This is a genomic window from Burkholderia crassaminum, assembly GCF_964265005.1.
Taxonomy (GTDB): domain Bacteria; phylum Pseudomonadota; class Gammaproteobacteria; order Burkholderiales; family Burkholderiaceae; genus Burkholderia.
The window spans coordinates 3074638-3096262 of the sequence record NZ_OZ183799.1 but is presented as its reverse complement, the minus strand read 5'-3'; the positions used below and the strand labels follow the sequence as shown (position 1 = coordinate 3096262).

At 67.8% G+C, this 21625-nt stretch carries 22 protein-coding genes; 13 read left to right on the top strand and 9 right to left on the bottom strand.

Features of this window, described 5'->3' with window-relative positions; translation table 11 throughout:
- The 7 genes from ACPTTF_RS14325 (at position 1) to ACPTTF_RS14295 (ending at position 7092) form a co-directional block, all read left to right on the top strand.
- On the top strand, positions 1-609 hold the full coding sequence (locus tag ACPTTF_RS14325; RefSeq protein ID WP_423371890.1) for a DUF2889 domain-containing protein: 609 nt from the start codon (positions 1-3) through the stop codon (positions 607-609).
- Between the two features lie 68 nt (positions 610-677).
- Positions 678-1844, top strand: a complete 1167-nt coding sequence (gene sucC, locus ACPTTF_RS14320; protein WP_014896152.1) for an ADP-forming succinate--CoA ligase subunit beta — start codon at positions 678-680, stop codon at positions 1842-1844.
- A 69-nt stretch (positions 1845-1913) separates the two neighbouring features.
- On the top strand, positions 1914-2795 hold the full coding sequence (gene sucD / locus ACPTTF_RS14315; protein WP_006477916.1) for a succinate--CoA ligase subunit alpha: 882 nt from the start codon (positions 1914-1916) through the stop codon (positions 2793-2795).
- Positions 2796-2957: 162 nt separating this feature from the next.
- Entirely contained in the window at positions 2958-3662 is a 705-nt protein-coding gene (locus tag ACPTTF_RS14310) for a TerC family protein (RefSeq protein ID WP_423371889.1), read from the top strand.
- 97 nt (positions 3663-3759) lie between these two features.
- A complete protein-coding gene (locus tag ACPTTF_RS14305) occupies positions 3760-4356 on the top strand; it encodes a pilin (RefSeq protein ID WP_423371528.1) in 597 nt (198 codons plus the stop codon).
- A gap of 153 nt (positions 4357-4509) precedes the next feature.
- Positions 4510-6288, top strand: coding sequence for a PglL family O-oligosaccharyltransferase (locus ACPTTF_RS14300; RefSeq protein ID WP_166963424.1), 1779 nt, complete (start codon positions 4510-4512; stop codon positions 6286-6288).
- Positions 6289-6741: 453 nt separating this feature from the next.
- Positions 6742-7092 carry a TonB family protein gene (locus ACPTTF_RS14295; RefSeq protein ID WP_089426248.1) on the top strand — a complete coding sequence of 117 codons (351 nt, stop codon included), beginning with the start codon at positions 6742-6744 and terminating at the stop codon, positions 7090-7092.
- 121 nt (positions 7093-7213) lie between these two features.
- On the opposite strand, the gene ACPTTF_RS14290 is transcribed toward ACPTTF_RS14295, so the two are convergent.
- Positions 7214-8419: a hypothetical protein gene (locus ACPTTF_RS14290; RefSeq protein WP_423371527.1), complete on the bottom strand. Its 1206-nt coding sequence runs from the start codon at positions 8417-8419 to the stop codon at positions 7214-7216.
- Positions 8420-8510: 91 nt separating this feature from the next.
- A complete protein-coding gene (gene moaC / locus ACPTTF_RS14285) occupies positions 8511-8999 on the bottom strand; it encodes a cyclic pyranopterin monophosphate synthase MoaC (protein WP_166963420.1) in 489 nt (162 codons plus the stop codon).
- 270 nt (positions 9000-9269) lie between these two features.
- On the opposite strand from moaC, the gene ACPTTF_RS14280 reads away from it, so the two are divergent.
- The gene (locus tag ACPTTF_RS14280; RefSeq protein ID WP_423371526.1) at positions 9270-10964 is read left to right on the top strand and encodes a M48 family metalloprotease; all 1695 of its coding nucleotides are present in this window, start codon (positions 9270-9272) and stop codon (positions 10962-10964) included.
- Positions 10965-10992: 28 nt separating this feature from the next.
- Here ACPTTF_RS14280 and ACPTTF_RS14275 read toward each other — a convergent pair whose 3' ends face one another.
- The 6 genes from ACPTTF_RS14275 to ACPTTF_RS14250 all read right to left on the bottom strand — a co-directional run bounded on the left by ACPTTF_RS14275 (position 10993) and on the right by ACPTTF_RS14250 (position 15553).
- The gene (locus ACPTTF_RS14275) at positions 10993-11580 is read right to left on the bottom strand and encodes a DUF2946 family protein (protein ID WP_423371525.1); all 588 of its coding nucleotides are present in this window, start codon (positions 11578-11580) and stop codon (positions 10993-10995) included.
- Positions 11573-12610, bottom strand: coding sequence for a hydrolase (locus ACPTTF_RS14270; protein ID WP_166963414.1), 1038 nt, complete (start codon positions 12608-12610; stop codon positions 11573-11575). The genes ACPTTF_RS14275 and ACPTTF_RS14270 overlap by 8 nt, the downstream gene beginning before the upstream one ends.
- A 33-nt stretch (positions 12611-12643) precedes the next feature.
- A complete protein-coding gene (locus ACPTTF_RS14265; protein ID WP_006749968.1) occupies positions 12644-13090 on the bottom strand; it encodes a nuclear transport factor 2 family protein in 447 nt (148 codons plus the stop codon).
- A gap of 115 nt (positions 13091-13205) precedes the next feature.
- On the bottom strand, positions 13206-14243 hold the full coding sequence (gene waaF, locus ACPTTF_RS14260) for a lipopolysaccharide heptosyltransferase II (protein WP_027785312.1): 1038 nt from the start codon (positions 14241-14243) through the stop codon (positions 13206-13208).
- Positions 14244-14384: 141 nt separating this feature from the next.
- Complete coding sequence (locus ACPTTF_RS14255; RefSeq protein ID WP_006749970.1) at positions 14385-14579, bottom strand: zinc-finger domain-containing protein; 195 nt, start codon at positions 14577-14579, stop codon at positions 14385-14387.
- 50 nt (positions 14580-14629) lie between these two features.
- Complete coding sequence (locus ACPTTF_RS14250) at positions 14630-15553, bottom strand: branched-chain amino acid transaminase (protein WP_011353071.1); 924 nt, start codon at positions 15551-15553, stop codon at positions 14630-14632.
- 206 nt (positions 15554-15759) lie between these two features.
- Between ACPTTF_RS14250 and ACPTTF_RS14245 the strand changes: the two genes are divergently transcribed.
- The 3 genes from ACPTTF_RS14245 to ACPTTF_RS14235 all read left to right on the top strand — a co-directional run bounded on the left by ACPTTF_RS14245 (position 15760) and on the right by ACPTTF_RS14235 (position 18311).
- The gene (locus tag ACPTTF_RS14245) at positions 15760-16515 is read left to right on the top strand and encodes an AzlC family ABC transporter permease (protein WP_423371524.1); all 756 of its coding nucleotides are present in this window, start codon (positions 15760-15762) and stop codon (positions 16513-16515) included.
- Positions 16512-16835, top strand: coding sequence for an AzlD domain-containing protein (locus ACPTTF_RS14240; RefSeq protein WP_059523415.1), 324 nt, complete (start codon positions 16512-16514; stop codon positions 16833-16835). Before ACPTTF_RS14245 ends, ACPTTF_RS14240 begins: the two co-directional genes overlap by 4 nt.
- A gap of 279 nt (positions 16836-17114) precedes the next feature.
- Positions 17115-18311: a phosphoglycerate kinase gene (locus ACPTTF_RS14235; protein WP_027789226.1), complete on the top strand. Its 1197-nt coding sequence runs from the start codon at positions 17115-17117 to the stop codon at positions 18309-18311.
- A gap of 157 nt (positions 18312-18468) precedes the next feature.
- Here the strand turns inward: ACPTTF_RS14235 and ACPTTF_RS14230 are convergent, their stop codons facing one another.
- Positions 18469-18597, bottom strand: coding sequence for a hypothetical protein (locus ACPTTF_RS14230; protein WP_021164118.1), 129 nt, complete (start codon positions 18595-18597; stop codon positions 18469-18471).
- Between ACPTTF_RS14230 and pyk the strand changes: the two genes are divergently transcribed.
- Together pyk and fba are read left to right on the top strand one after the other, a co-directional pair.
- Positions 18596-20032, top strand: a complete 1437-nt coding sequence (pyk, locus tag ACPTTF_RS14225) for a pyruvate kinase (protein ID WP_166963406.1) — start codon at positions 18596-18598, stop codon at positions 20030-20032. The genes ACPTTF_RS14230 and pyk overlap by 2 nt on opposite strands.
- Positions 20033-20349: 317 nt before the next feature.
- Positions 20350-21414: a class II fructose-bisphosphate aldolase gene (gene fba, locus ACPTTF_RS14220; protein WP_047898922.1), complete on the top strand. Its 1065-nt coding sequence runs from the start codon at positions 20350-20352 to the stop codon at positions 21412-21414.
- Positions 21415-21625 lie beyond the last annotated feature (211 nt).

Sequence of the window (21625 nt, the reverse complement as noted above, 5' to 3'; positions counted from 1 at the left end):
ATGCCGCTATCCGAGCCCGTGCCCCGTCAGTTGCGACATCGACGCGCAATCCGAGCGGAAGCTTACGAGCGCGGCGACGGCTTGTGGGACATCGAAGCCTGCCTGACCGACCACAAGCCGCGCGATGTCGCGCTTGCGTCGGGCATCCGGCCCCAGGGCCTGCCGATCCACGAACTCTGGCTGCGCGTGACTATCGATCGTGACCTCAATGTCGTCGACGCGGAAGCGTCTTCGGAATGGGTTCCCTATCCCGGTCACTGTCAATCCGCCCCTCCTGCCTATCGGGCCCTCATCGGGCTCAATCTCTTCCGCAATTTCCGCCGCAACGCGAACCGGCTGCTCGCCGGCGTCGCAGGCTGTTCCCATCTCACCGAACTGTGCGCCGTGCTGCCGACGGCAGCGATCCAGGCGTTCGCCGGTGATGTATGGAACGTGCGCGAGGAGGGCGGCGAAGAGCCGGATCATGACGACGCACACGCCGAACCGCCTTTCCAGCTTGGCCGCTGCCGGGCGTTGCGGTTCGACGGCGAGGTCGTGCGGCAGTACTACCCGCGGTGGTATGGCCCGATTCGGCCGGATCTGCCCGGTGATGGCAGCACGAAGGAATGAACGGAAATCATTCGAAGAAGCGTCTAAAGCGACTTTTCATCCAACTCTCAGACTGAAGGGAATCACGCATGAAGATTCACGAGTACCAGGGTAAGGAAATCCTGCGGAAATTCGGAGTCGCGGTACCGCGCGGCAAGCCGGCGTTCTCGGTTGACGAGGCCGTCAAGGTGGCAGAAGAGCTCGGCGGCCCGGTATGGGTCGTGAAGGCTCAGATTCACGCGGGTGGCCGTGGCAAGGGCGGCGGCGTGAAGGTGGCGAAGTCGATCGAGCAGGTCCGCGAATACGCGAACCAGATCCTCGGCATGCAGCTCGTCACGCACCAGACCGGTCCGGAAGGCCAGAAGGTCAACCGTCTGATGGTCGAGGAAGGCGCCGACATCAAGCAGGAACTGTATGTCAGCCTCGTCGTCGATCGCGTGACGCAAAAGATCGTTCTGATGGGTTCGAGCGAAGGCGGCATGGACATCGAGGAAGTTGCCGAAAAGCACCCGGAACTGATCCACAAGGTCATCGTCGAGCCGTCGACGGGCCTGCTCGACGCGCAAGCTGACGACCTCGCCGCGAAGATCGGCGTGCCGGCTGCTTCGATCCCGCAAGCGCGCGCGATCCTGCAAGGCCTGTACAAGGCATTCTGGGAAACCGACGCATCGCTGGCTGAAATCAACCCGCTGAACGTCGCCGGCGACGGCAAGGTCATCGCACTCGACGCGAAGTTCAACTTCGACTCGAACGCGCTGTTCCGTCACCCGGAAATCGTCGCGTACCGCGATCTGGACGAAGAAGATCCGGCTGAAATCGAAGCGTCGAAGTTCGACCTCGCGTACATCTCGCTCGACGGCAACATCGGCTGTCTCGTGAACGGCGCAGGCCTCGCGATGGCAACGATGGACACCATCAAGCTGTTCGGCGGCGAGCCGGCGAACTTCCTGGACGTCGGCGGTGGCGCGACGACCGAGAAGGTCACGGAAGCGTTCAAGCTGATGCTGAAGAACCCGGACCTGAAGGCGATCCTCGTGAACATCTTCGGCGGCATCATGCGCTGCGACGTGATCGCGGAAGGCGTGATCGCCGGTTCGAAGGCCGTGAACCTGAACGTGCCGCTCGTCGTGCGCATGAAGGGCACGAACGAGGACCTCGGCAAGAAGATGCTGGCCGATTCGGGCCTGCCGATCATCTCGGCGGACAGCATGGAAGAAGCTGCGCAGAAGGTCGTCGCGGCTGCCGCAGGCAAGTAAGCGCGCGCTAATGAACACGCATGGCGGCGCGGTTCGCACGCGACGCCAATCGAACAGAGGTCAAAATACATGTCGATTCTGATCAACAAGGACACGAAGGTCATCACGCAGGGCATTACCGGCAAAACCGGTCAGTTCCATACGCGCGCCTGCCGTGAATACGCAAACGGCCGCGAAGCATTCGTCGCGGGCGTGAACCCGAAGAAGGCCGGCGAAGATTTCGAAGGCATTCCGATCTACGCGAGCGTCAAGGAAGCGAAGGCAGAAACCGGCGCGACCGTGTCGGTCATCTACGTTCCGCCGGCAGGCGCAGCTGCTGCGATCTGGGAAGCGGTCGAAGCCGATCTGGATCTCGCGATCTGCATCACGGAAGGCATTCCCGTCCGTGACATGATCGAAGTGAAGGACCGCATGCGTCGCGAAGGCCGCAAGACGCTGCTGCTCGGGCCGAACTGCCCGGGCACGATCACGCCGGACGAACTGAAGATCGGCATCATGCCGGGTCACATCCACCGCAAGGGCCGTATCGGCGTCGTGTCGCGTTCGGGCACGCTGACGTATGAAGCCGTTGCGCAGCTGACGGCACTGGGCCTCGGCCAGTCGTCGGCAGTCGGTATCGGCGGCGACCCGATCAACGGTCTGAAGCACATCGACGTGATGAAGATGTTCAACGACGATCCGGATACGGATGCGGTCGTGATGATCGGCGAAATCGGTGGTCCGGACGAAGCCAACGCGGCAGAGTGGATCAAGGACAACATGAAGAAGCCGGTCGTCGGCTTCATCGCTGGCGTCACGGCGCCTCCGGGCAAGCGCATGGGCCACGCCGGCGCGCTGATCTCGGGCGGTGCGGATACGGCCGAAGCGAAGCTGGAAATCATGGAAGCGTGCGGTATCACCGTCACGCGCAACCCGTCGGAAATGGGCCGTCTGCTGAAGAAGGCGCTGTAATATTTCCCCCTGGGTTCGTCCTGCAGAAAACGCCGGCTTTGCCGGCGTTTTTTGTTATGCTCGCGCAATGAATTCGTAAGCACCCACCGGACATGCGTCGTGCATGTGCCGGCGATGAACCAGGCCGCCCGCCAGGCCGCCACTGCCCTGCACATCACCCCCATGCTCGAATTCCTGACGTCGCTGCACTGGGGCGCCGTTCTCCAGATCATCATCATCGACATCCTGCTCGGCGGCGACAACGCGGTCGTGATCGCGCTCGCCTGCCGCAACCTGCCGGCAAACCAGCGACTGCGCGGCGTCATCTGGGGCACCGCGGGGGCGATCCTGCTGCGTGTCGCGCTGATCACGTTCGCGGTCGCGTTGCTCGACGTGCCGTTCCTGAAGCTCGGCGGCGGGTTGTTGCTGCTGTGGATCGGCATCAAGCTGATGGCGCCGGCCGCCGACGCGCACGACGACATCAAGCCGGCCAGCCGGCTGTGGGACGCCGTGAAGACGATCGTGATCGCCGATGCGGTGATGAGCCTCGACAACGTGATCGCGATCGCCGGCGCGGCCGAGCAGGCCGACCCGTCGCACCGGATCCCGCTCGTGATCTTCGGGCTCGTCGTCAGCGTGCCGATCATCGTGTGGGGCAGCACGCTGGTGCTGAAGCTGCTCGACCGTTTCCCGGTCATCGTGGCGCTCGGCGCCGGGCTGCTCGGCTGGATCGCGGGCGGGCTGATCGTGAACGACCCGGTCGGCGATCGCTGGCCGGTGCTCGATACGCCGCAGGTGCTCTACGGTGCGAGCATCGCGGGCGCGCTGTTCGTCGTGGCGATCGGTTACGCGCTCAGGCGGCGCAGCGGCGCACCGCGCGTGCACTGACGCTGGCCATCCGGCCGACTGCCGGATTCACGGCCCGCTGGCTACGATCGAGACGCCTGCCTTTACCGGCAGGCGTTTTTCGTTTCCGGAGCCTGCCATGTTCGAAGCCTTTTCCGTTTCCCTGTTCCGTCGCGTGGCCGCCGATCTGCGGCGCGCGAACCGGTCGTCGCCGCGCTGGCGGCCGGCCGGCTTCACGCTGATCGAACTGATGATCGTGCTGGCGATCGTCGGCGTGATCGCCGCCTATGCGATTCCTGCGTACCAGGATTACCTCGCGCGCTCGCGCGTCGGCGAGGGGCTCGCGCTTGCGTCGTCCGCGCGGCTGGCCGTCGCCGACAACGCCGCGAGCGGCGCGAGCCTCGACGGCGGCTATAGCCCGCCGGCCGCGACCCGCAACGTCGAATCCGTCGCGATCGACGGCGAGACCGGCCAGATCACGGTCGCTTTCACGACGCGCGTCGCCGCAGGCGGCGCCAATACGCTGGTGCTCGTGCCGTCCGCGCCCGACAAGGCCGACGCGCCCACCGCACGCGTGCCGCTCAAAAAGGGCGCGATGCAGGCCGGTGCGATCGCGTGGGAGTGCTTCGCCGCCGGCAAGAATGCGTCGTCGCTGCCGGCGCCGGGAGCCGGGCCGTTGCCGGGCGACGCCGCTACACTGCCGGCGAAATATGCACCGGCGGAGTGCCGCGCGTAGTACCGGCGGCGCAGCAGGGCGGCGCGGGCCGCATGCCGGCCGCCGCTTCAGTCGGCCGGGGTGGCCGCCCTGCGGCGGGTCGCGGCGCGAAGGCCCCGCACAGAGGGGAGAAAGTTTTGTATAGTGCGCCGGTTGCTGACATCCGGTTCGCTCATGCCTTCTACTTTTTCCCGTTCGTTGCCGCTCGTTGCGCTGGCTGTCGCCCTGATCGTGCCGTACGCGATCACGAATCACACGTATCCGATCCCGACTTTCTATTCCGAGTTTTCCGCACTGGTGCTGTATCTGCTGGTGGGGGTGTCCGTCGTGCTGCTCGCGAGCACGGGTCGCCCGGCCGAGCCGTTTGCCGCGCCGGCCGCGTTCGTCGCGCCGCTCGGGTTCGCCGTGGTGCTCATCGCGCAGGTCGCGCTGATCCCGCTCAAGGTGCCGTCGATGAACTGGCTTGCGGTCGGCTATCTTGCCGCCGCGCTGGTCGCGATGCAGGCCGGCTATGCGCTCGCGCGCGACGGGCTGGCCGAGGCCGTGTCACGGATGATGGCCGGCGCGCTGCTCGTCGGCGGCGTGTTCGCGGTCGGCACCCAGATCGTGCAGTTGTTCCACCTCGAGTCGGCGCTGTCGCCGTTCGTCGTGATGTACAACGTCGCGGTCGATCGCCGCCCGTACGGCAACATGGCGCAAGCGAACCACCTGGCCAGCTACATCGCGTTCGCGCTCGCGGGCGCGCTGTATCTCGTGCAGACGCGCCGGCTCGCGGTATGGGCGTGGTTCGCGCTGTCGATCGTGCTGTCGGTCGGTCTTGCGCTGACGGTGTCGCGCGGGCCGTGGCTGCAGGTCGCGGTGATGGTCGTCGCGGGCTTCTGGATGGCGTGGCTCGAATCGCGCCGCGCGCCGGGCAATGCGCGCGCATGGGCAATCCCGGTCGTGCTTGCGGTGGCGTTCATCGCGGTGAACGTCGCGGTACGCTGGGCCAACGTGCACTACCACCTGGGTCTCGCGGAATCCGCGGCCGACCGGATGCGTGACGCGGGGCAGATCGCGCCGCGCCTCGCGCTGTGGAAGTACGGGCTCGCGATGTTCCGCGAGCATCCGCTGCTCGGTGTCGGCTGGGGCGAGTTCCCGTCACACCAGTTCGCGCTGGTGCGTTCGCTCGGCGGTGTCGAGATCGCGAACAACTCGCACGACATCTTCATCGACCTGCTCGCGAAGTCCGGCCTCGTCGGCCTGGGCGTGCTCGTCGTCGCGCTCGTGACGTGGTTCGTGCGTGCGGTGCGCGCGCCGCAGTCGAGCATGCGCGTGTTCGGCTTCGCGCTGATCGGCATCCTGCTGATGCATGCGCTGGTCGAGTATCCGCAGCAGTACATGTTCTTCCTGTTGCCGGCGATGTTCGTGATCGGGCTGCTCGAAGTAAAGCCGCTGCGTATCCTGCCGGGGCGCGCAGCCTTCGGGCTGTTCGCGGTGCTTTCGGTCGGCGGCGTGCTGGCGGCGGTGCCCGTGCTGCGCGACTACCAGCGCGCGGAGGTGCTGTATTACGGCAGCAATCCGGCCGCGCAGTACCGCGATGCGCCGTCGTTGCTGTTCGGCGCCTGGGGCGAATACGGCGCGGCTACGCTGCTCCCGATTTCGGCGGACGACCTGCCGGCCAAGCTCGCCGCGCATGAGCGCGCGATCGCGCTGCTGCCCGGCGAGACGGTGCTGCGCCGCTATGCGGCGCTGCAGGCGCTGGCCGGCCGCGAAGCCGACGCGCTCGACACCGTCGCACGCCTGCATGTGTTTGCGAAGGAGTTGAAGGACTGGCCGCAACAACTGGCGGCGCTGTACAAGCTGTGCGATCAGCAGCCTGCACTGAAGCCGTTCAAGGCGGCGGTCGTCGCGAAATACGGCGAAGTTCCGGCCGATGCGGCCGACGACGAGGACGACGACGATTCGGATTGATACGCGCAGCGCCTGCCGGAACGGGGAATTCCGGCAGGTGCCGCGCCGTGAGGAAGCAGCGGTGCGCGCGGGGCGGAACCGCCCGGCGTGAACCGGGCGAATCGACCGTGTATCGATTACCTCGTGGATTGCGCGGATTCCGGCTGAAGGCGCGGCGATTCGCGTCAACCATTGTCAAATCGCCGCCGCTCGCCGGGCGGCGCGTGCACAATGCGCGAAAGCGCTCGCGTGCCGGCCCGTGCGAGGCAGGGGCTGGCGCGAACACCGGCAACACCGGGCCAACCGGGAAGTCCGTCAAGCAGGATCGCGGCCGAGCATCGATCGGCCGCGCGGCCGTAACGGGGCGCCGGTCCGATGGCCGCGGCGCAGTGTGACGCATGCGATGCGGTCGGGCGATGTTTCCCGGTGCGCGGCGCGTTCGTCCGGAACAGTGCTGAAGAACGATATTCGACCATGGCCATTCGCTCGACCTACCTGATCCTGCCCGCCGTCGCGATGCTGTTTTCCGGCTGCGCGATGCTGTCGTCATCGCAGGAAAGCAAGCTGACCTGCCACATTCCGCGTGCCGTCTATCCGGATACCGCGAAGCCGCTCACGCGCCCGGCGACCGTGCTCGTGCGCGCGCTGATGACGACGTCCGGCGAAGCGCAGAACGTCACCGTGACCACGAGCAGCCGCAATGCGGCGGCCGATCGCGCGGCCGTCGACGCGATGACGCACGCGACCTGCGTGCAGACGGGCGCGACCGCGAATCCGTTCCTGCTGACACAACCGTTCGTGTTCGAGCCGCAGCGCGGCCAGTGACGCGCGGGCGGCGCGGCCCGCACGCGGCCGTCCGTCCGGTTTCGTTTCCTGCCAGCCGCGTCGCTGTGCATGGCCGCCGAAGGTCGATGCACGCGGCCGTCGGGCCGCGCGTGCCCGGCGTTCAGTGCCGCGGCATCAGGTTCGCGCCGCGGCAAGCCGGCTCGGCCGCCGTGCTCAGCCCGAGCAGCGTGAACCCGTTGCGTTCCTGGCGAATCTGCGCATAGTGCCGCGCAACCGTTTCCCCGGTGTTGCCCGTCAGGTCGAGTTCGACCTGAAAGCGGTCCTTGCTGTCCGAGCAGCCACGCACCGGGCCGTACTCGAACCCGGTACCGGGCGCCTTGCGGGCCTTGTCGAACGCCTGCCGACCTTTCAGCGCGGCAGCCGCGGCGACGGGTTCGCTCCATTCGCGCGCCTGCGTATCGTCCACATTCAGCCATTCGTCGACGAAATCGCGGCCGTTGAGCGCGACAGGTTGTACGCGCTGCACGGTGCCGCCGTCGACGCGATAGCGGAAGACGCCGGGCCGCGTCATCACTTCGCTGTCCATCGAGCCGACCGTCGCACGCACCTCGAAGCCGTCGGGGCGCACCTTGAACCGGATCGGGTTTTCGTCGAGCACGTAGCTGTTCTCGGCATGGAACAGCACGTGCTGCGCGGCCGGGCCGTTGGCCGGTGCGACCACGTCCGCGGCGAACTGGCTCCAGCGCGACGCGCACCACGGCGTGCCGTGGACGACCGCAACCTGCCCGCCGGGCAGCGCCGAGAACCAGAAGCCGCCGCCGTACGCGCCGCCGATGTCCTTGTAGTCGTCGGCCTGCCAGCGCAGCACGCGCCGCCAGCCGCCGTTTTCCCATGCGTAAGCGGTCAGCAGGTTGTCGTCGCCGCATGCGATGTCGAAGCCGGCGCGCACGAAGAGCAACGGGCGCGACGTGCCGCCGCGTTCGACGTCGACGTCCGGATTGCGGCCGAACGCGGATTCGCCGTCTTTCGGCTGGACCGGCCGGGCCGGCACGCCGAGCGCGGCCGCAAGCGTGTGTTTCAGCGCGGCCGGGTCGACCTGTTCGTCACTGCATGCGAGCCGCGCATCGATCGCGCCGGCGAGCGCCTGCTTGTACGCACGCAGCGCGTCGCGCAGCGGCGGCGAAATGTCGACGCCGGCGCCGTCGCTCGGCGGATTGCGGACCTGCTGTACGCGGTGCTGCGCGTCGATGGCCGCGCGCGCGGCAGTGTCGGCGGCGGGGCAGGCGCCGGCGGCCGAAGCGGCGGCCGGCAGCAGCGAGAGCGCGCACAGCAGCGGCGCGGCGTATTTCAGCGTGCGGTTCTTCATCGGTAATGTGTTCTTCTGGCTTCTTATCGTTCGAACGGGGCATCGCTACGGCCGACGATGCCTCGTGAATGGCTGCTGTTGCCGCCGGCGGTCAACCCGCGACGTCTTCCGCCTTCCAGTCTCCGGACTTCCCGCCGCGTTTCTCGCGCACGCTCACGTCGGTGATCACCATCCCGCGATCGACGGCCTTGCACATGTCGTAGACGGTCAGCAGCCCGACCTGCACGGCGGTCAGCGCTTCCATCTCGACGCCGGTTCGTCCGAACGTTTCGACCTGCGCGACGCAGTGGACGCCCGGCAGCGTGTCGTCGAGTTCGAAATCGACGGCCACGCGCGTCAGCGCGAGCGGGTGACACAGCGGAATGAGGTCGGACGTGCGCTTGGCGCCCTGGATGGCCGCGATGCGTGCGACGCCGAGCACGTCACCTTTCTTGGCCTTGCCGTCGCGGATCAGCGCGAACGTGGCCGGCAGCATCCGGATCGTGCCGCGCGCGATCGCGATGCGTTGGGTTTCCTGCTTGCCGCCGACGTCGACCATGTGCGCATGGCCGGCGGCGTCGAAATGGGTGAGTCCTGACATGTCATGCTCCAGTGGAACGGCGTGCTCGCACGAGCACGTTCCTCGATTCTGCTTCGCGATCGGGCAGGGCGCTGAATCCGATCCCGGCTCCCGACCCGATGCTACGTTTCAACGGGCGCTTATCATAGCAGCGGCGTTCGCGTTGCCGGAGCGCAGATGGCACCGGCGTGGCACGGGACAGTCACCGTGGCGCCGGTACAATGACCCGAATATTCAGACCAAACGCCGCGATGCGCGCCCGGCGCGGGGCGGCGTCGCTTTCATCCTGCCATGCGTGTCAAACAGTTGCTTGCCGTGTCGCTGTCGGCGGCGCTCGCCTTGCCGCCGAGCGGCCATGCGCAGAGTGCGTCCGCACCGCCGCTCGAATCGGCGGCCGGCGGCGCCCGGTCGATTTCCACCGTGCCGTCCGGTATCGCGGCCGGCGTGTTCGGTACGTACGGCGGCGCGGAGAGCCGGTTCTCCGGTGCGGGCGGTGCATCGGCACCGGCCGCGAGCCTGCGCGCGCCGCTTCGCGCGCTCGAGTTGCCCGACCTCGGCGACGGCTCCGGCGGTTCACTGACGCCGCAGGCCGAGCGCCGGCTCGGCGAGCGGGTGATGCGCGAAGTGCGGCGCGATCCCGACTATCTCGACGACTGGCTCGTGCGCGACTACCTGAATGCGATGGCGGCGCGGCTCTCGGCCGCGGCGGCCGCGCGCTTCATCGGCGGCTACACGCCGGATTTCGACCTGTTCCCGGTGCGCGATCCGCAGATCAACGCGTTCTCGATGCCGGGCGGCTTCATCGGGATCAACAGCGGGCTCGTCGTCACGACGCAGACGGAGTCGGAACTCGCGTCGGTGGTCGGCCACGAGATGGGGCACGTGCTGCAGCGGCACATCGCGCGGATGATCGGCGCGAACGAGAAGACCGGCTATACGGCGCTCGCGACGATGCTGCTCGGCGTGCTGGCCGGCGTGCTCGCGAGAAGCGGCGATCTCGGCAGCGCGATCGCGGTGGGCGGGCAGGCGTACGCGGTGGACAACCAGCTGCGCTTCTCGCGCTCGGCCGAGCGCGAGGCCGATCGGGTCGGCTTCCAGTTGCTCGCAGGCGCGGGCTATGACCCGTACGGGATGCCGGGCTTCTTCGAGCGGCTCGACCGCGCGTCGATGGGCGATGCGGGCGTGCCGGCGTATGCGCGCACGCACCCGCTGACCGGCGAACGGATCGCCGACATGGAGGATCGCGCGCGCCGCGCGCCGTACCGGCAGCCGCGCCAGTCGCCCGAATACGGGTTCGTGCGCGCGCGGCTGCGGGTCCTGCAGAACCGCGCGCCGACCGACATCGCGGCCGAAGTGCGCCGGATGCAGTCCGAGATCGACGATCGCACGGCGCCGAACGTTGCGGCGAACTGGTACGGCATCGCGCTCGCGAACGCGCAGCTCGGCGAGTACGACGCGGCCGGCAAGGCGCTCGCGTCGGCACGCACGGCGTTCGATGCGCGCGAGCGGCGCGAGGACGATCCGGCGACGAGTTCGCCGAGCCTCGATGTGCTGGCCGCCGACCTCGCGCGCCGTGCGGGGCGGGCCGACGAGGCGGTGCGGCTCGCGGCGCTCGCGCAGCGGCGCTGGCCGGCGTCGCACGCGGCGATCGTCGTGCATCTCCAGGCACTGATCGCGGCGCGCCGTTTCGCCGACGCGCAGGCGCAGGCACGCGCGCAGGCGAAGGCCGACCCCGAGCAGCCGGACTGGTGGGACTATCTCGCGAAGGCGAGCGACGGCAAGGGCGACGTGCTGGCGCGGCGCCGCGCGCTCGCGGAGAAGCTTGCGCTCGACGGCGCATGGCCGTCGGCGATTCGCCAGCTGAAGGAAGCGCGCGACGCGAAGGACGTCTCGTTCTACGAGCAGTCGATGATCGGCGCGCGGCTGCTGGAATTCGAGGCGCGCTACAAGGAAGAGCGCGAAGACGAGAAGAACGGCCGCGGGTAGCGTCCGGCGCGGGCGAAGCCGCTGCAGGTCAGGTGCTGGCGCCGGCCGCGTCGCGAGCCTGTTGCGCCGGGCTGGCGACGTAGCCGAACCGCGCAGGCACGTCCGCGCAGACGATGCTGCCGAGCGGCAGCATGCGGCCGTCGCGCCAGCGCAGCACCGGCGGTGCGGCATCGAAATCCACGTGATCGGCGAACAGCCCGAGATCGTGATCGTGCAGCGCCGCGATGCGCGGCGCCGTGCCGGCCGCGCGAAACAGCACGCCGCCCGCGTCGTCGAGCCATGCTTCGTCCGGTTCGAACGGCGTGCCGGTCTGGTCGGTGAGCGCGAGTTGCCCGTCGCGTTCGGCGAGCCGGACGACCCACGGCGTATAGGCAAGCTCGACGTACACGCGCTGCGGCCCGTTCTGGAAGAACCACTGGCCCTGCGCGTCGCATTCGTAATTGCGGCCGATGAACGCGTTCAGCGCCGCATGCCGGATCGGCGAGCCGAGCTCGCCGGCCGCCTGGGCCGCGTCGTCGCGCAGCCGCCATTCGCCGCGCCGGTCGAGCAGCAGCCAGCCGGTACAGTGCGGCACGTTCGGCCATTTGGCGAGGGCCTGCCTGACGATGTCATCCATGGTCGACGAATTTGGAGCAATAGCCGAACACCCGCGCCGACAGCCAGTCGAGGCGGCCGGGGAACGGCCCGGTCATGAATCCCGCGTGTCCGCCGTCCGCGGGCTGGTCGAGCTCGACGGCCGGCGATACGTCGGCGGGGCCCGGCAGCGCGGACTCGGGCAGGAACGGGTCGTTGCGGGCGTTGAGGATCAGCGTCGGCACGTCGATCGCGGGCAGCAGCGGCCGTGTCGTCGCCTTCGTCCAGTAGTCGTCCGCGTTCGCGAAACCGTGCAGCGGCGCGGTCACGATCTCGTCGAAGTCGCGCATCGTCACGGCCTGCAGCATCGCTTCGCGGTCGAACAACCCCGGATACTGGTCGAGCTTCGCGAGCGCCTTGCGCTTGAGCGTCTTCAGGAAGCTGCGCGTGTAGACCATCGCGAACCCCTGAGACAGCGCGCGCCCGCCCGCGTGCACGTCGATCGGCGTCGAGATCGCGGCGGCCGCCCGCAGGATCGACGTGTCGCTGCGATGCTCGCCGAGCCAGCGCAGCAGCACGTTGCCGCCGAGCGACACGCCGGCCGCAACCAGCGGCCCGCGATGCTGCGCGGCGAGCCGGCGCAGGATCCAGTCGACTTCGGCGCTGTCGGCGAGATGGTAGAAGCGCGGCTGGCGGTTGATCTCGCCGCTGCAACTGCGGAAGTGCGGCACGACCGCGTGCCAGCCCTTCGCGCGCGCGGCGGCCATCATCGCGAGCGCGTAGTGCGAGCCGGAGCTGCCTTCGAGGCCGTGGAACAGCACGAACAGCGGCGCGTCGGGCGGCGGCGCCGCGCTGTCGAGATGCGCGACCCAGTCGAGATCGATGAAATCGTGGTCGGGGGTTTCCCATCGCTCTCGTCGGTAAGCGACGACCGGACGCCGTGCGAACAGCGCGGGCACGATGGTCTGGGCATGGCTGTTCGGCAGCCAGCGCGGTGCGCGATAGCGCGATGAATCGTCGTCGGGGGCCGGAGCCCCGGTCAGCGGCGAGGTGGGCGGAGAAGCCGTACTCATGATCGCCCCGCAAATGCGTTGCTTCTTTCTTCGTCAGTGCAGCGGACCCTGCCCGTGACGGATCTTCGCGGCGAATTGTCCGGCCGCCTGTTCGGGAATCGGGCTCGCGTGAATATGCGCGATGCGCCACTCGCCGCGTTCGTGAATCATCACGTACGTGGCGAAAACCATGTCGGGTTCGGCCGTCAGGTCGGCCTGCTGATGCGCCTCGGCAATCGTGTAGACGACGGTGCCGAGACTGTCGTATACGCGGATGTCGAGCGGCTCGATCGTCACGGGGCGCGTGGCGAGCCGGTTGGCGAGCCCGCTGCGGATCTGGTCGAGGCCATGCAGATGCTCGCCGTCCGCCCATACGCAGCTGGCGAAATCCTCGTCGATCCACAATCCCAGCAGCGCGTCGAGATTGGCATCGGCGACGGCCTGGTAGTAGGCATTCAGCGTATCGGCGGCGGCTTCGAAGAGGCGGGCAAAACGTGGCATCGGGGTTATCTCTCGCGCGCGTCGCGCGCCGTATTCAGCACGGCGGCCCGGATGGAGCCGCCGTACACCGGTGAATCGGATTGCCCGGCGCGTCGTGCGACGCTGCCGGCCAGGGTCAGCGCTGCCCGACGAGCATGCCGCGCAAATCGCCGAATACCTGCTCGGGACCGAGTTCGCGCAGGCACTTCAGGTGGCCGAGCGGGCACTCGCGTTCGAAGCAGGGACTGCATTCGAGATGAAGCCATTGTACCTTCGCCAGGTCCGACAGCGGAGGGGTGTGGCGCGGATCCGTCGAGCCGTACAGCGCGACGAGCGGCCGGCGCAGCGCGGCGGCGACGTGCATCAGCCCCGAATCGTTGGTGACCACCGCGTTCGCGCGCGCGATCAGCGCGCATGCCTCCGACAGCGATGTCTGCCCGCACAGGTTGCGCACGTTCGGTGCGTGGTCGGCGATCGCCTGCGCGGCCGCAGCATCTTTCTGCGAACCGAGCGCGACGATCTGCGTGTACGGGAACGACTGGTGGACGATCGTGGCGAGCGACGCGAAGTGTTCGGGCGGCCAGCGCTTGGCCGGGCCGTATTCCGCGCCGGGGCAGAACACGACGAGCGGCTTGCGCGTATCGAGATTGAAACGCGCGGACACGCGCGCCGTCTCGTTCAGGTCGGCGTCGAGGCGCGGCGCGGGCAGCGTCTTCATCGACTCGGGCAGCTTGGCGCCCGGCGCGTACGCGAGCGCCGCGTAGTGGGTTGTCATCGGCGGCCGCTCGCCCGACTTGGTCGGGTTCGCGTGCCGCACGTTCAGCAGCCCGTAGCGGTGCTCGCCCGTGTAGCCGATTCGCAGCGGGATGTTCGCGAGCCACGGGATCACCGCGGACTTCAGCGAGTTCGGCAGCACGTACGCCGCGTCGTAGCCGACGTCGCGCAGGTCGCTCGCGAGCTGCCAGCGGCGCAGCAGCTGCAGCTTGCCGTGCGCGAGATCGGTCGCGTAGACATCGTGGATCTCGGGCATCCGCTCGAGCACGGGCGCGACCCACGAGGGCGCGACGGCATCGATCGCGATGCGGGGATGGAGTTTCTTCAGCAGCGCAAAAAGCGGCTGCGCCATCAATGCGTCACCGATCCAGTTCGGTGCGATAACCAGCGCTCGACGCATCAGGTCGACTTCCGATGTCGTAATGAAGCACGGCGCCCAAGCGCCGCGTTCGGGTTGTCAGAATGGAGAAGGGCGGCGCGCCGGGGATCCGGCTGCGCCGCCTTTGCGGGTCGGCGGGCCTGCAAGCCCGGCCGCCGGAGCTCAGTGGCCCTTGACGACCTCGCCGTCGCGCAGCTTGTAGCGCGTGCCGCAGTACGGGCAGCGTGCTTCGCCGTGCGAGACGTCGATGAAGACGCGCGGATGCGCGCTCCAGCGCGCCATGGCCGGGTTCGGGCAGTACGCGGGAAGATCCTTCGCCGTCAGCTCGACCAGCGGCATTTCCTTGATTTCACTCATGAGACTTTCTCTTATCACTCTTTTGTGGGGCGGTCGGTGGCGCGGTGCGCTCAGACCTTCGTCAGCCAGTGCGCGTACTTCGCGTTCTTGCCCGACACGATATCGAAAAACGCCGACTGGAGCTTTTCCGTGACGGGGCCGCGCGCGCCGCTGCCGATCGTACGGTTGTCGAGCTCGCGGATCGGCGTGACTTCAGCGGCCGTGCCGGTGAAGAACGCTTCGTCGGCCGTGTAGACCTCGTCGCGCGTGATGCGCTTCTCGATGACCTCGATGCCGGCGTCCTTCGCGAGCGTGATGACCGTGTCGCGCGTGATGCCGTCGAGGCACGACGACAGGTCGGGCGTGTACAGCTTGCCGTTGTTCACGAGGAAGAAGTTCTCGCCGGAGCCTTCCGACACGTAGCCGTCGACGTCGAGCAGCAGCGCTTCGTCGTAGCCGTCGGCCGTTGCTTCCTGGTTCGCCAGGATCGAGTTCACGTACCAGCCCGACGCCTTCGCGCGCACCATCGATACGTTCACGTGGTGGCGCGTGAACGACGACGTCTTCACGCGGATGCCCTTCGCGAGGCCTTCCTCTCCGAGGTATGCGCCCCACGGCCATGCGGCGATCGCGACGTGGATCGTGTTGCCCTTCGCGGCCACGCCGAGCTTTTCCGAGCCGACCCAGATGATCGGGCGCAGGTAGCACGACTCGAGCTTGTTCTCGCGCACGACTTCGAGCTGCGCGGCTTCGAGCGTCTCCCGGTCGAACGGCACGTCCATCTGGAAGATCTTCGCCGAATTCAGCAGACGTTTCGTGTGCTCGTACAGGCGGAAGATCGCGGTGCTGCCGTCGGCCGACTTGTACGCGCGCACGCCCTCGAAGACACCCATGCCGTAGTGCAGCGTGTGGGTCAGGACGTGGATCTTGGCGTCGCGCCAGTCGATCAGCTTGCCGTCCATCCAGATCTTGCCGTCGCGGTCGGCCATTGACATAGGATTCTCCTGGGAAGCAGTGGTACAGCGGGTTGTATGCAGCGTTGAGCCGGAAAGACGCTTATTTTAGCGTCATTTGAAGGCGATCCGGTCGGTCGGCGCGGGGCCGGCGCTATAATCGCCCGGTACCGATTCCAATAACGACGGGTCGTACCGGCAGGAGGCGCCGGCGGCCCGACGAACCGCCCGCCGCGGCCCGCTTTCCCATGCTCGCTCGATTGTCCGCCACCGACCGCTTCGCGCTGATCCAGGGCGCGCGCGACTATTCCCCGACATTGATGGCGATCCTCTCCTGGGGGCTCGTCACCGGCATCGCGATGAGCAAGTCGGTCATGACGCTCGGGCAGGCGAGCGCGATGTCGATCTTCGTCTACGCGGGTTCGTCGCAGCTGGCGGTGCTGCCGCTCCTCGCGGCGAAGCTGCCGATCTGGACCATCCTGCTCACGGCCGCGATGGTCAACACGCGCTTCGTGATCTTCAGCGCCGGGCTTGCCCCCCATTTTTCCTACCTGCCGCTGTGGCGGCGTCTCGCGATCGGCTATTTCAACGGCGACGTCATCTACCTGCTGTTCCAGAAACAAGGTTTCGGGTACGGCCACGTGCCGGGCAAGGAAGCGTATTTCTGGGGGATGGCGCTCGCGAGCTGGGTGTCGTGGCAGGTGTCGTCGCTCGCCGGCATCCTGCTTGCGAGCTTCTTCCCCGCGAGCTGGGGGCTGGAGCTGGCCGGCACGCTCGCTTTGATCCCGATCATGGTGTCGGCCGTCGCGAACCGCTCGACGCTTGCGGCCGTCGCGGTCGCCGGCGTCGTGTCGCTGATCGCGTTCGACCTGCCGTACCGGCTCGCGCTGCCGCTCGCGGTGCTCGCCGCGCTCGCGGCCGGCTGCACGGCCGATTTCTTCGTCGAGCGGGCCGACTGGCGGCGCATCCGCACCGAAACCGTGCACGAAAAGGAAATCGAATGAGCGCGACGGAGATCTGGATCGTCATCATCGGGATGACGATCGTCACGGCCGTCACGCGCGCGCTGTTCCTGATCGGCGGCGAACGTACCGTGCTGCCCGAACGGGCGCAGCGCGCGCTGCGCTATGCGCCGGCCGCCGCGCTGGTCGCCGTCGTGCTGCCCGATGTGCTCGAAACGCCGGCCGGGCTGTCGTTCGCGCTGTCCAACCATCCGTTTTACGCGGCGCTCGCCGGTCTCGGCTGGTTCCTGTGGCGGCGCAGCATGCTCGGCACGATCGTCGTCGGGATGCTCGTGTTCACCGCACTGCGCCTGATCTTCTGATGGGCCGCCGCTGCGGTCCGCCGGGCGCCGCCCGCCCGTGCACCTGCATTGCTGCGTTGCGGCAATGTGTCCGTTGCCGCGTGCGATCCCAAATAGGCGGAATTCGCCGCCCGCGGGTCAGTCTGCCGGGTGGATCGGCTAGAATGCCCGTTCGAGATTTTTTACCCGTGCGCGTCATGCGAACCGCCAGCCACGGCCGCATCCGGCGCCCTTTCGCGGCAGCCCGCGCACGTCCCGCGTGAACCCCCTTTCCCCATCCACTACTTCAATTTGTCCAACATGAGCCAAGTCAAGCGTCTTACCGACCTGATCGCCGCCGGCCAGCTCGCCGGCAAGCGGGTGTTCATCCGCGCCGACCTGAACGTCCCGCAGGACGACCAGGGCAACATCACCGAAGACACGCGCGTGCGCGCGTCCGTGCCGGCCATCCAGGCCGCGCTCGACGCCGGCGCGGCCGTGATGGTCACGTCGCACCTGGGCCGCCCGACCGAAGGCGAATTCAAGCCGGAAGATTCGCTCGCGCCGGTCGCGAAGCGCCTCGCCGAGCTGCTCGGCCGTGACGTGCCGCTGGTGTCGAACTGGGTCGAGAACGGCGTGAACGTCGCGCCGGGCCAGGTCGTGCTGCTCGAGAACTGCCGCGTGAACAAGGGCGAGAAGAAGAATTCGGACGAGCTCGCGCAGAAGATGGCGAAGCTCTGCGACGTGTACGTGAACGACGCGTTCGGCACCGCGCACCGCGCGGAAGCGACCACCCACGGGATCGCGAAGTACGCGCCGGTCGCGTGCGCGGGCCCGCTGCTGGCCGCCGAACTCGACGCGCTCGGCAAGGCGCTCGGCAACCCGGCGCGCCCGCTGGTGGCGATCGTCGCGGGTTCGAAGGTGTCGACCAAGCTGACCATCCTGAAGTCGCTGGCCGGCAAGGTCGACCAGCTGATCGTCGGCGGCGGCATCGCCAACACGTTCATGCTCGCGGCCGGCCTGTCGATCGGCAAGTCGCTCGCGGAAGCCGACCTCGTCGCCGAAGCGAAGGCGATCATCGACGAAGCGCGCGAGCGCGGCGCGTCGGTGCCGATCCCGACCGACGTCGTGACGGCCAAGGAATTCTCGCCGACGGCCGTGGCCACGGTGAAGCAGGTCGCCGACATCGAAGCGGACGACATGATCCTCGACATCGGCCCCGATACGGCCAAGGCGCTCGCGAGCCAGCTCGAGAAGGCCGGCACGATCGTGTGGAACGGCCCGGTCGGCGTGTTCGAGTTCGACCAGTTCGGCAACGGCACCAAGACGCTCGCCGAAGCGATCGCCAAATCGTCCGCGTTCTCGATCGCGGGCGGCGGCGACACGCTCGCGGCCATCGCGAAGTACGGCATCCATGACCAGGTCAGCTACATCTCGACGGGCGGCGGCGCCTTCCTCGAGTTCCTCGAGGGGAAGAAGCTGCCGGCGGTGGAAGTGCTCGAAACGCGGGCGGCCTGAGCGTGGCGGCGCGCGCAGGGGTGACGAAGGCCGTGCGCTCCGCGAAAGCGGAGCAGCCGGCCGGCGCGGGCAAGCGCAAACGCGCGCCCGCGCGGGCGAACTCCGCCCCGCGCGCACCGGCGGCTGCCGGCGACGCGGCCGACCAGCACCACGAGATTCAGAACAAAGCGATGCCGGGCGCAAGCACCGGCACGCCCCCCGGAACGGCCGCCGCTGGGCCTGCCGCTTCCGGCTCTCGCAGCGTTTCACCCAGCGCATCCACCTTGATCCAGATGAGGAGTTTCATGCAGCGCGCCACCAAGATAGTCGCCACGATCGGCCCGGCTTCCAGTTCGCCGGAGATTCTGCTGCAGATGATGCAGGCGGGCCTCGACGTCGTGCGGCTCAATTTTTCGCACGGCACGGCCGACGATCACCGCCAGCGCGCCGAGATGGTGCGCGAGGCCGCCCGCAAGGTTGGCCGCGAGATCGCGATCATGGCCGACCTCCAGGGCCCGAAGATCCGCGTCGGCAAGTTCGAGAACGGCAAGACCACGCTCGTGCCGGGGCAGCCCTTCATCCTTGACGCTGCCTGCGAGCTCGGCAACGACGAGCGTGTCGGCCTCGACTACAAGGAACTGCCGCGCGACCTGCGCCCGGGCGACCTGCTGCTGCTGAACGACGGCCTGATCGTGCTGACCGTCGAGCGCGTGCTCGGCGACGAGATCCACACGACCGTCAAGGTGGGCGGCGAGCTGTCGAACAACAAGGGCATCAACCGCCAGGGCGGCGGCCTGTCGGCGCCGGCGCTGACCGCGAAGGACATGGAAGACATCCGCACCGCGATGTCGCTCGGCGCAGACCTCGTCGCGGTGTCGTTCCCGAAGAACGCGACCGACATGGAAATGGCGCGCCAGCTCGCGAATATCGCGGGCGCGCCGTACGGCATCAAGCCGAAGATGATCGCGAAGATCGAGCGCGCGGAAGCGATCCCGGCGCTGCAGAGCATCCTCGACGCATCCGACGGCATCATGGTCGCGCGCGGCGACCTCGCGGTGGAAGTGGGCAACGCGGCCGTGCCGGCGCTGCAGAAGCGGATGATCCGGATGGCGCGCGAGTCGAACAAGCTCGTGATCACCGCGACGCAGATGATGGAATCGATGATCTACGCACCGGTGCCGACCCGCGCGGAAGTGTCGGACGTCGCGAACGCGGTGCTCGACGGCACCGATGCGGTGATGCTGTCTGCCGAGACGGCCGCCGGCAAGTACCCGGTCGTCACGATCGAGACGATGGCGGCCGTGTGCGTCGAAGCGGAAAAGTCGGAACACGTCGAACTCGACAAGGATTTCCTCGACCGCACGTTCACCCGGATCGACCAGTCGATCGCGATGGGCGCGTTGTTCACCGCGTACCACCTGGGTGCGAAGGCGATCATCGCGCTGACCGAATCGGGCGCGACCGCGCTGTGGATGTCGCGTCACTACACGCACGTGCCGATCTTCGCGCTGACGCCGCGCGTCGGCAGCGAGCGCACGATGGCGCTGTACCGCAACGTGACGCCGCTGCACGTCGACTTCAACAGCGACCGCGACTCGGCGCTGCAGGCGGCGCTCGAGATCGTCGTCAAGCAGGGCTACGTGCAGCACGGCGACATGGTCGTGCTGACGGTCGGCGAGCCGATGGGGCAGGCGGGCGGCACCAACACGCTGAAGATCGTGCGGGTCGGCGAACACTATTGAGCGCCGACTGAGCATCGGGCCGGCCTGCGCGCCGGCAGCCCGGATCGGCTGAAAATTCGATCCGGCACCGTTTTTCACGCGAAAGCCGCGTGGGGTCCGAAGCCCCGCGCGGCTTTTTTTCTCTTTTTTGGCCGCATTGTGCCGTGCGAACGTAACAAATTGCGAGTCGGCGCCACGGGGCGGTCGGAATCGGAGGCGCTTCGCGATAAAATGCGGCTATTCGACGCTCAGCCGCGCCGCGCCACCCCGGATTCGAACGGGAGCGAGCGCCGCGCCGGCGTCAGGGCGCACCGGTTTTCATTCCAAGGAGTTCCACAATGCCTCTCGTATCAATGCGTCAATTGCTGGACCACGCGGCAGAGCACGGTTACGGCCTGCCGGCCTTCAACGTGAACAACCTGGAGCAGGTCCAGGCGATCATGGCGGCGGCGGACCAGGTCGGCGCGCCCGTGATCATGCAGGCATCGGCCGGCGCGCGTAAGTACGCGGGCGAGCCGTTCCTGCGCCACCTGATCGAAGCAGCAGTCGAGTCGTACCCGCACATCCCGGTCGTGATGCACCAGGATCACGGCCAGTCGCCGGCGGTCTGCATGGGCGCGATCCGCAGCGGCTTCACCAGCGTGATGATGGACGGTTCGCTCGAAGCCGACGGCAAGACGGTCGCGTCGTACGAGTACAACGTCGACGTATCGCGCAAGGTCGTCGAGATGGCGCACTCGATCGGTGTGACGGTCGAAGCCGAACTCGGCGTGCTCGGCTCGCTCGAGACGATGAAGGGCGACAAGGAAGACGGCCACGGCGCGGAAGGCACGATGACCCGCGAGCAGCTGCTGACCGATCCGGAGCAGGCCGCCGACTTCGTGAAGCTCACGCAGTGCGATGCACTCGCGATCGCGATCGGCACGTCGCATGGCGCGTACAAGTTCTCGAAGAAGCCGACGGGCGACATCCTGTCGATCCAGCGCATCAAGGAAATCCACGCGCGCATCCCGAACACCCACCTCGTGATGCACGGTTCGTCGTCGGTGCCGCAGGAACTGCTGGCCGAGATCCGCGAATTCGGCGGCGACATGAAGGAAACCTACGGCGTGCCGGTCGAGGAAATCCAGGAAGGCATCAAGCACGGCGTGCGCAAGATCAACATCGACACCGACCTGCGTCTCGCGATCACCGGTGCGATCCGTCGTTACCTGTTCGAGAACCCGGGCAAGTTCGATCCGCGCGACTACCTGAAGCCCGCACGTGAAGCGGCGAAGCAGGTCTGCGTCGACCGCTACCTCGCGTTCGGCTGCGAAGGCCAGGCCGGCAAGATCAAGCCGGTGTCGCTCGACAAGATCGCCGAGCAGTACAAGTCCGGCGCGCTCGCGCAGGTCGTGCGCTGAGACTGTAGTACGATTGCCCCGCCCGATTCTGCGATCGGGCAGGGTGGGCCGCCCGGCCGGATCTGATCCGGCCCCGGGCAGCCGCTCCGTCCGGCCGAACGAGGGCCGGCCGGCAACCGCCCGGGCGCTGCTGCCCGGCCGGTTCGCCGACGTATTGCAAGACCGCCGTTCCCGCCTGCCGCGGGGAACGGCGTTTCCCTTTTTGTTTGGC